Origin of the sequence: Methanospirillum hungatei, from assembly GCF_020216685.1 — an archaeon.
Lineage (GTDB): Archaea > Halobacteriota > Methanomicrobia > Methanomicrobiales > Methanospirillaceae > Methanospirillum > Methanospirillum hungatei_B.
Genome location: NZ_JAIWNS010000065.1, coordinates 1 through 10403 on the forward strand (window position 1 = coordinate 1; position 10403 = coordinate 10403).

General features: G+C 47.2%; 9 protein-coding genes and 1 pseudogene. 6 read left to right on the top strand and 4 right to left on the bottom strand.

Translation table 11 applies throughout. The annotated features are described in order from the left end of the window. The 3 genes and pseudogenes from LDL35_RS03645 to LDL35_RS03655 all read left to right on the top strand — a co-directional run. Positions 1–310: hydrogenase iron-sulfur subunit (locus LDL35_RS03645; RefSeq protein WP_304019584.1), on the top strand; the 310-nt coding region annotated here is incomplete at its 5' end. A gap of 172 nt (positions 311–482) precedes the next feature. Next, a pseudogene (locus LDL35_RS03650) lies at positions 483–687 on the top strand (disulfide reductase); the annotation flags it as partial. Positions 688–817: 130 nt separating this feature from the next. Next, positions 818–2131 carry an ATP-binding protein gene (locus LDL35_RS03655; protein ID WP_304019585.1) on the top strand — a complete coding sequence of 438 codons (1314 nt, stop codon included), beginning with the start codon at positions 818–820 and terminating at the stop codon, positions 2129–2131. Between the two features lie 236 nt (positions 2132–2367). On the opposite strand, the gene LDL35_RS03660 is transcribed toward LDL35_RS03655, so the two are convergent. Continuing rightward, entirely contained in the window at positions 2368–2490 is a 123-nt protein-coding gene (locus LDL35_RS03660) for a hypothetical protein (RefSeq protein ID WP_304019587.1), read from the bottom strand. A 6-nt stretch (positions 2491–2496) separates the two neighbouring features. Then, on the bottom strand, positions 2497–4659 hold the full coding sequence (locus tag LDL35_RS03665) for a methyl-accepting chemotaxis protein (RefSeq protein ID WP_304019588.1): 2163 nt from the start codon (positions 4657–4659) through the stop codon (positions 2497–2499). Between the two features lie 642 nt (positions 4660–5301). Between LDL35_RS03665 and LDL35_RS03670 the strand changes: the two genes are divergently transcribed. Then, positions 5302–5574: a hypothetical protein gene (locus LDL35_RS03670; protein ID WP_048067423.1), complete on the top strand. Its 273-nt coding sequence runs from the start codon at positions 5302–5304 to the stop codon at positions 5572–5574. 176 nt (positions 5575–5750) lie between these two features. Here the strand turns inward: LDL35_RS03670 and LDL35_RS03675 are convergent, their stop codons facing one another. Beyond that, a complete protein-coding gene (locus LDL35_RS03675; protein ID WP_304019593.1) occupies positions 5751–7964 on the bottom strand; it encodes a PAS domain S-box protein in 2214 nt (737 codons plus the stop codon). A gap of 69 nt (positions 7965–8033) precedes the next feature. Further along, positions 8034–8159 (bottom strand): hypothetical protein, encoded by a 126-nt coding sequence (locus LDL35_RS03680; RefSeq protein WP_304019594.1) that lies wholly within the window; start codon positions 8157–8159, stop codon positions 8034–8036. A gap of 117 nt (positions 8160–8276) precedes the next feature. Here LDL35_RS03680 and LDL35_RS03685 point away from each other — a divergent pair, with 117 nt between their 5' ends. Together LDL35_RS03685 and LDL35_RS03690 are read left to right on the top strand one after the other, a co-directional pair. Continuing rightward, on the top strand, positions 8277–9215 hold the full coding sequence (locus tag LDL35_RS03685; RefSeq protein WP_304019596.1) for a GGDEF domain-containing response regulator: 939 nt from the start codon (positions 8277–8279) through the stop codon (positions 9213–9215). A gap of 74 nt (positions 9216–9289) precedes the next feature. Further along, positions 9290–10403: PAS domain-containing protein (locus tag LDL35_RS03690; RefSeq protein WP_304019598.1), on the top strand; the 1114-nt coding region annotated here is incomplete at its 3' end.

Genomic DNA, 10403 nt, shown 5'->3' on the forward strand with positions numbered 1-10403 from the left:
AATCCGTGTCATGTGTACCGGACGTGTTGACATGCTCTTCATCCTCAAGGCATTTGTTGAGGGTGCAGACGGTGTTCTCGTCTCCGGATGTCACTTTGGTGACTGTCACTACCTTGAAGGAAACTACAAGGCTGCAAAGCGTATGTTCATGATCAAGAACCTGCTCAGAAACATCGGTCTTGATGACAAGCGTTTCCGTATGACCTTTGTCTCAGCATCCGAAGGTGCAAAGTGGGGTATGGTCATGGAAGATGTCACCAATACTATCAAGGAACTTGGTCCCAGCCCGATCAAAGAATTCAAAAAATAAATATTTTTTTTAAATTCTCCGTAATTTTCTGTATTCTTCTTCTTTCTTCTGAATATCAGATCGCAGTTTTTACACGTTGTATTTTGACGGTGGGTCATAGCTTTTTTAAAACTTCCGGATTCTACCTTCGCTTTATTATTTTTTATCAGAGATGATGACCTATACCGAGGTTGAGATGAGAATGGCTCCACGAAAGGCCATCTCCATCTATCATGCCCTAGTCATGCCTCATCTCCACCATCGACTTTGACTCCTGTGTTAAGTGTAGACTGTGTGAGAAGGCCTGTAGTGAGAAGAAGGCAATCGATCTTGAGATGCAGGACGAATTCGTCACCGTCAAGGTTGGAACTGCGGTCCTTGCAACCGGATATGATGTGAAGCAGTGATTCGTACTCGTCAATCGAATTCTCAGTGAGCGAGTACATTGATATATTATTAATCTAAAGTGAATGATTATGATCTATCAATTAGATAATAATAATGAGGATTACAGGAGAGCATCATGGTATGACACAGAATGACAAAATATTCGAACTCCTCATCTCGCTCAATCCCTGGTGGAGTGGAATAAACCTGGAGACGGGGATAATCAGAGAGCATTATCTTGACCGGATGAAGAAATTCATAGCAAGTCAGGAGATCCTGATACTGAATGGTGTCAGAAGATCCGGAAAGACTACACTCCTGCTTCAGTTATTACATGAACTATTGAAAAATGGAGAGGTCGATCCAAAAAAAATACTGTTTGTCAGTTTTGATGAACCATTGATCTCCAGTCTTAAGGATCCAATCGGTCAGATCCTCACCCGGTATCATTCAGAGATCTGTCCTCATGAAGACGGGTATCTCTTTTTTGACGAGATCCAGCAGGTACCTGGATGGGAGAGATGGCTTAAAGCACTCTATGACCGGAAAAAATACAAGATTGTACTATCAGGCTCATCATCCCATCTTCTTGAAAGTAAAACTGCATCACTGCTGAGTGGAAGATATCTTCAGATTCCGGTTTTTCCCCTTACTTTTCCTGAATTCCTTGAGTTCTCCAATATTGAGATCCCTAAGACACGTATCGATGAAGTACGGATGAAGTATCACCTGATGGAACAGGTCAGATCCTACCTCAATATTGGTGGATTTCCCAGAATTGTACTTGAAAAGGATCCGATGGTTCAAAAAGAATTATTAAAGGGATATTATGACAGCATCGTCTCTCGTGATATCATATTAAATGCACAGGTCAGGCAAGTCAAAGTGATGCAGGATCTCTTATATGTCATGTTCTCATCCCTTTCATCCCCCTTCTCATATCGGAAACTTGCCTCCCGGTTTTCAATTGATCCCACTACTATTCGGGAATATATTGGCTATATTACTGATTCTCACCTGTTGAGCGAACTCATGTTCTTTAGTTATTCAGTAAGGGTTCAGAATGTTCATACAAAGAAGATTTATTGTATCGATAATGGAATACGGAATGCAATATCCTTTCAATTTTCATCAGATACAGGAAAACTCGTGGAAAATACCGTCTGGATTCACTTAAACTCTCTTGGAGTCCCGCTCTATTACTGGAAAGGGGAGGGAGAGGTGGATTTTGTGATAAAGCACACGGATAATTCACTGACATCCATAAACGTAACCTATACCGATGATATACCGGAACGTGAAATTAAGGCTCTTTCCTCGTTTCAGGATGCCTTTTCAGAAAATATCCGCAGGCGTATTCTGATAACAAAGGACACCGAGAAAGAAGAAGAGGGTATCGAGTACATCCCACTCTGGAAATGGCTTATTGGGGAGTATAATCAGCATAAACTCTGATCTGGCCTACAGGGATGGTGAAAAGTTCTCAGGCAGGTCCGATATCTAAAAAAGAGGTGAGTTACAGATCCTTCTCAACCCATTCAATCATCTTCCTGATATCAAGCCATATAACAAGAGAACTCTTACTCTTTCCCAGTGCATCTTTCTTATTTTTCCGAATCACACCCAGGATATCACGGTGACTTTCACGTCATGAATGAAGGTCCACTGCAAAAAGCTCGTCACCGATAAAACTAAACCCCCTGTTCGGCCCCCTTTATTCGGGAAGGGGAGTAGGTAGAAACGGGTGATCCCGTCCCTTCTACACCCATTGGTTCAGGGGATTTATCAGATTCAACCACGATTGCACTCATCATCTCCCCTCAGGCAACGGTAAACTTCCCCATATTCTCTGCTATCCGCTGGACTGAAGCAGCAGCCTCTGATATCGCCCGTGTGATCTGATCGATCGATGCCGTCACCTCTTCGGTTGCTGCCGCCGAATCCACCGCCTCTTTTGCGGTCTGCTGAACCAGATTGCCTACCTCATTCACACTGGCCGTGATCTCCTCGACCGCTGCTGCCTGCTCTTCTGCTGCTCCGGCTACCTCGGTCATATTCGCATGCACACTGTTGATCGCCTGCACAATCTCATCAAAGATCGCAAGGGTCCTGGTCACCGCCTCATTGCCTGCCTGTACCTCAACCGATGAGTTCTTCATGGAGAGAGAGACCTGTTGTGTCTTCTTTTGCAGGTTCCCGATGATGGATGCGATATTCTCCGCAGACTTTTGTGACTCAAGGGCCAGGGATTTGACCTCATCAGCGACGACCGCAAAGCCCATCCCTGCCTCACCGGCACGAGCAGCCTCTATGGCGGCATTTAATGCCAAAAGACCGGTCTGTTCAGCGATGCCCGTGATGACATCCACAATCTTGCCGATCTCTTCCATCTGGCCGGTGATATCAGTGATGATCCCGCTCGTCTCCTCAACCGATGAACTGATCCCTTCCATCCCCTTCTCAGCCGCTCCGGCAAGGCTAACTCCTTTCTCCGTGAGATCCACGGTCTGCTGTGCCATCATAGATGCCTGCTCAGCCTTTGCGGCAACCGAACTGACGGTATTTGAGAGATCCTCCATGGCGGTCAGGATCTGCCTGATACCAGTCCCGCTTCGTTCGGCAAGCTGACTCACCTCATTTGAACTTTGGGCAAGCAGACTTGTGGTGCTGGCAACCTCTTCGGCACTGGCATTCGTCTCCTCCATTCCGGCAGAAAGGCTCTCCACCTCGGTCTTTACGCCACTGATGGCCGCTCCTCCCTGGATACCGATCTGATTGAGTGCCTCTTTGAATCGGATAAAGTCGCCTCTCATCTCGATCGTATCATTCACCCGGTCGGTAAAGTCACCCTGTGCATACGAACCGGCAAGCCGCATCGCCTCATTGAGCGGGACAACGATCCCCTCAAACGTCTCATTCATACCCAGGATCACCTCCCGGTATCCACCCTGGAACTTCTCTGCATCACCACGAACTGAGAGCTTTCCATCAATAGCCGCCTGACTGAGAGTTTTTGCCTCTGATACAAGCCCCCGAAGCGACTCAATCATCTTGATGACCGCAGGAGCGATCTCATCCTTGTCATCCTGAGGGACCGGCATTGCTGAGAGATCACCCACACTCACCTGTTTGAGTATGGCGATGAGGTTATTCACGAGTGTATCCGCGAAGTGATCGATGGCTCTGGCAAGATCCCCGATCTCATCTTTCCGCTGGTACTGAAGGCGAATGCCAAGATGACCGCCGCCCAGCTCCTGCATCATGAAAACACTCCTCTGGAGCGGGCCGGTGATACTCCTGGAGATGATATACCCAAGGCTGATGGCAAGAATGACCGCAATGATACCGATGATGGCAAGGGTCAACGTTGCCGCAGAGAAGGTCTCATCTCCCTGGATATTCAGTTCTTCAGCTTTTTTAACATTGATCGCCTTGAGATTATCAATAGTGGATCCGGTGGCTTCCCGTGATTTTGTCATTGCCCCGCCACCAAGTGATTGTACTGCTTCTGCTTCATTCCCTGCATCTATCTGTGCAATAGTATCCTGTACTACCTTCTGAAACTCGGCCCAGTTGGCATCAAACCGGGCAAGTTCCTCCTTTTCGCTGTCAATGAGGTATGTCGCCCGATAGGCATCCATGTTCTGATTAATTTTGGAAAAATACTCATTTATCTCATTCTTTGTCTTTGCACGCTGGTCAGGAATGGAGAGGTATTTGTAGAGATTTCCCCTGATGTACAGAAAATCTGCATCTACATCTCCCAGCGTTGCAAGCGGGACAGCCCGGTCATAGTACATCTCGGTCATCCCGTCATTGATGGTCTTCATCTCCACATACCCGACAACGGCTACGATCCCAAGCAGAATCGCAAGGAGCAGAAAACTCCCGACCAGTTTTTGTCCCATTTTCACATTATCCAGCCAATCCATTGGTATCACCATGAAAACAGAAGAGCGTCCATGAACGATGTTCTCCATCATGGACTCCACCTGCCACAATTCTGTTCATATCGCTCTCCATCCGGTCTGATACCCGCATATCCATCTCAGTTTATCAGACAGGATTGTATCGACATACACCTATTCGGAATGATTCTATGTATAGATACCGATTTCTTTCTGACTACCAGAAGTTCCATTCTCTCATTGCGTTCATGATTTCAGGCTCATATAATACAGAGGGGCCTAGAGTATATGACCCAAATGATGGAACGCTCCCAGATCAAAAACGTGAATGTATGCTTCTTTCCGGTGATGGAATCAGCAATACCACTCACATCGGCTAAAGCCACATGATCTGCTCAATGGACGCAGATGCCTCCTCTGTGGCCGCTGCAGCATGACGGCCTTACTGGCAGTGCCATGAATCAGGACCGACACCATTCACAATGGCGAATATCTCCCAAAACGCGACCATCACTGAGAGTTTTCTGATGGTTTTTCAGGATACTGATATGCGTTTTGTATACCGCTGGCCGTAAAGACCTCACCGGAGAGTACCCTGACTGTCAGACAGCGTTCCTACTCTGAAAACTCCAAACATGTGTCAACATTCAGACAAAAACCGGTATGCTTCTGTAAGTACAGGAGGATCTTCTCTGATCTGACCCACTCCTGATCAAGGTGCGTGACCATCTCATCAATACGCCGAATCTGCTCATCAATCCCTCTGATAACCTCTTCATTCCCGCTTTCTTCGGCGATGATTGTAATAATGGTGAGCGGGTTTCGTATACCATCATTGAGAATGGCAAGCTTTTCAATCTCTTCCTGCGCAGAGGAGAGTTCTTCAACCTGCTGTTTCAGCTCTTCTTTCTCTCCGGCAAGTTCTTCAAATACGACTGCAAGTTCCTGGTTCTTCTCTTATCTCTAACCGATAGGTCTGCATCAGCGTGATGTTCTCGTCGAAGATAGAAAACACAGGCGATGATGATCGGAAGATAATAGAGGTTTTGAAAGATAATGGTCCACCCTGTCATGACTGATACAACACTCACTCCCAGGGCAAGGACCGTGGTTGCGATGAGCAATCAGGCGGGCACGCCGTGTGAGATGGATATCCCAGATATCGGTCATGGCCCCACCCCTGACTGACCGGGTTCATCTTTTTTATACATACCCTTTGGCACGGACATCTCAAACCTCACTCCCTGCCCGGCCGTACCGGTCTCTTTGATGCGAATATGCGTAATACCCAGTATCTCCTGAATAAAAAAAAGTCCGAATCCGGTATTCTTCCCATATCCCCGCTCAAATATGAGTTCCTTCTCGTCAGGTGCGATCCCGACCCCGTCATCCTCAAAGACGACAAGAAGTCCCTCCTCCTGCTCTTCTGCTGCTATGGAAATTCTGCTGACCGCTCCGCCATGTCGCAGTGAATTATCAACCAGGTTCACAAAAACCTTTGGAAGGAGCGGATCGGCATATACCTGCCATTCACCTCCTGCGATGACAAAATGGATATGATCCGGTATCGTACACTCAGCAACACAATCTGCAAGTCGCTGCCACCGGGGCAGATGGGATCCGAGGTCCTGATATACCCTGGTAAACTCAATATCTGCCTGAATACGGGCAATAAGTCGATCGAGTGCATCCAGTTCTTCACCGATATGGGCGGTATCTGATTTTATCTTCACCAGGTCAAGAAAGAGCTGCATGGCATTGACATTATTGAGGATATCATGCCTCGTCACTTCAGTGAGGAGACGTAACTGCCGGTTTGCCTGTCTCAGGGCATTTTCAGCATACTTCTGATCGGTCATATCATGGACCAGCTCAATAATGAGCCGTACCTCTCCATTCTCATCCAGGACGGGGGTTGCCGTGCAGGCAAAATACCGAGACAACTCGGGAACATACCGCTCAACCGTCTCTATCTTCTTTGATGCCAGGGCTGCACGCGAAGCACAGGGCTCACAGGGACCAGACCGCCCAATGAGTTCATAGCACTTCCTGCCGATAACCTCATCCTCTCTCATCCCAAGCATCTCGTACCCGGCCCTGTTGAACCTGATGATGGAGAGATCCGGCACCTGAACCCCGACCATATCTGGTATCCCATCTATCATCGACTCAATCAGGCGGTGTGTATCCTGCAGATCACGCTCAGCCTGCTTTCGGGTCGTGATATCCAGGATCACCCCGACGATCCCATCCGGCTCTCCCTTCTCATCCGGGATGGTGGCTTTATAGAAGACGACATCATGCAAGCTCCCGTCAGCATGGGCAACCTGTGACTCATACTGTTGAATCCCAGGATTCTCAAAGAGTTCTTTGTCCTTTGCATCATAGATGACCGCAAGAGGGGCAGGCCAGAGATCATGCACCGTCGTTCCGATGATCTTCTCTTTTGAAAGGCCGATATATGACTCAAATGCAGCATTACACCCGGTATAACGGCCATTCTTATCCTTAAAGAACACAGGCCCGGGTATTGTCTCAATAAGCCGCTCTAAAAACCGGTGTTGTTCAGCATGGTGGCGCTCTCGTGCTTTCTGATCGGTGAGATCGATCAGGACCGCATGGATCAGAGAGACGGTGCCGGTTGTATCACGGGCCACGGATACAGAGACAGAGACAGTAATCTGTGCCCCATCCGGCAGAAGAATACAAAACTCCTCACCTTCAATCTCCTGATGCTCACATGCTGCCATAAGCAGGCTCAATACCCGCTCCTTCTCTCCTGGTATACCGGCAAAGAGGTCTGGAAAATACGACCCGGTAAGTTCTCTGCACCCCCTGCCAAGAAGGATCTCTGCCTTTTTATTGCATCGGGTGATGATGCCGCCAGGGGAGAGGGAGAAGTAGGCAATCGGAGCATACTCATATAATGCCTGATATTCGGCCACAATTTTTTTATGAGCATCCTTTGCCCGTCTCCTCTCAATCACGGTCAGGGTCTTGTGCACCAGTTCAGCAAACTGGGACCTGATATCGCCCCCTTTCTGCACATAGCCGTCAGCCCCGAGGTCATATGCTCTGATAACCACCTCTTCCCGGCCTCTCCCGGTGAAGATGATGATCGGTCCATCATACCCCTGTTCTCTGATTGCCTGCATAAGTTCAAGACCGCTCATCCCTTCCAGCTCATAATCAAGGATGACGGCATCATACCGCTTCTCTGCAATACAGGCCAGTGCCTCTTTTCCAGAACATGCGGTATCCACCAAAAATCCATAACCTGAAGTAAGATATGCCTTCGTGGCATCCAGAACGATCGCTTCATCGTCAACCAGCAGAACGGTGATGGATGCAGCCGGGGGGGTTTGGCATTGGTCTGGCATGGACAGGATGGGGTCTTGTCAGATGATACTTCACAGTGCACCAGAAATATTTTTTTCGGTTTGTGGTGCTCACCCCCGATCCTCACGAAAGACAAGTAAATTGATAGCATCGATACACTGGTTCAGGTTATTTCTCGTATCTTCAAACGCCCCGGAGATCCTGAATCCATCGGATGGCTTTATATGATTGTGCATGATATGATACATCACACAGTATCGAAAAAAGCAGTATCATATAAGGACAGTGATGATGCTGGAGACCTGATACAAAGTTCCATAGCCATCCGGAAAAAACCATGTGATCAGAAATAAATGATATCCATTCTGTATGTCGATGATGAACCGGATTTTGTTGATCTATGCAGGATATATCTAGAAAAGCAGAAGGATTTTACCATTGATTCCAGTAATCTTGCAACAGATGCACTCAAAAAGGTAGCCACTGCCACATATGATATCATCATCTCCGATTACCAGATGCCCGGAATGAACGGAATAGAATTCTTAAAACATATCCGGAGTAATTACGGAGATATTCCTTTTATACTGTTTACCGGCAGGGGAAGAGAGGATGTCGTCATCGAGGCCCTCAATAACGGGGCAGACTTTTACCTTCAGAAAGGATATGATACCGCACCACTGTTTGCTGAACTTCTCCATATGATTTATCAGGCGGTTGACAGAAAACAGGCGAAAACTGCATTACAGACAAGTATTTCTCAGCTGAGCCATGCCGAAGAGATAACCGGTCTCGGATACTGGTCTTTTGATCTGAAAACAGGAAAAGTAACCGCTTCAGAAGGAGCAAAAAAGATCTACGGGCTTGGAGACAAGGAATGGACGATCGCTGAAGTGAAGACCATCCCACTTCCTGAGTACCGGTCACTCCTTGATAAATCCATGAATGACCTCATTTCAGGGGAGAAACCATATAATGTTGAATTCCAGATAAAACGCCCGTCTGATAACAAAATCATCGATATCCATTCAATAGCAGAGTATGACGCGGCGAGAAATCAGGTATTTGGAACCATTCAAGATATCACCAACGTAAAAGAGGTTGAGCGTGAACTTCGGAAGAAAAACGAAGAGCTCACCGCCCTCCATGCAAAGATTTCAAAATCTGAGGAAGAACTGATAACCCATATTGATATGCTGACCCGTCAGTCCATAAAGATCCGGGATCGGGAGGAGCAGATCCGGCTTTTGAGCGATAATCTGCCAACCGGCTTGTCTACCAGCTCCTCATAAAGCCGGATAAAACACGGTCCTTTCAGTATATCAGTGCCGGAGTAGAACAGATTCATCAGGTATCAGCAACGAGTGTGCTTGCGGATCCGAACGTATTGTACAACCAGATTGTTGACGATGACCGGCCGGGTCTCATAGAGGCAGAAGATGAAGCATTCAGGAAAAGAACATCCTTTTCTCATGAAATCCGAATACGCACCCCTGACGGACAGATTCGCTGGATACTCCTAAGGTCAATCCCTCATGTTCTTCCTGACGAATCAATCCTCTGGGACGGTATTGAAATAGACATTACAGACCAGAAAAGAGCGGAAGAGGAACTTCGGATGATACATGAGCTCTTTCATCAGTTCATGCTTCATTCCCCGATTTACATCTTTATTAAGGAGGTTACTCAGGATACAAGCAGAGTGCTCTATGCCAGTGAGAATTACCAGGATATGATAGGAATCCCGGGATCCCGGATTGCCGGTCATACCATGTATGAACTCTTCCCCCCGGATTTTGCCGAAAAAATGACTGCAGATGACTGGAAAGTGGTATCTGAAGGAGTGGTCCTCACATTAAGAGAGAGCCTGAATGACAAGCACTATATCACGATAAAATTCCCCATCATTGAGAAGAACAGAAGGCTTCTTGCCGGATATACCATAGACATTACCGAACTTCATAAGACGCAGAAAGCATTGCATGAAGCAAATCAGAAGGTCCGTCTCCTCACCGGCCTTACCAGGCATGACATCTTCAATGAGTTGTCGGTCATCATGGGATATCATGATCTGATAGCAGAGACTGAAGACCTCGCGGAGATTTCGGAATATGTATCAAAAGCAAGGAAAACCTGCGAACAGATCATTGCTACCATCAGTTTTACCCGTGAGTATGAGGACTTTGGTACAGCAGAAAGCCGGTGGCAGAATCTCAGAAAGATCATCGAATCCGCTCAAGAAGAGGTGAATGCGGATGGCATTACCATTATCAATGACATCCCGGAGGATTGTGAGATTTATGCAGATCCGGTGATCAGAAAGGTCTTTACCACCCTTTTAGAGAATGCCATCCGTCATGGGGAAACGATAACGAAAATACACTGTTTCTGTACCAAAGATGAGAACCAGCTGATTATTACCTGCCAGGACGACGGGGTTGGGGTTCCCGACGATGAGAAAAGGTATATCTTCGGGCTAA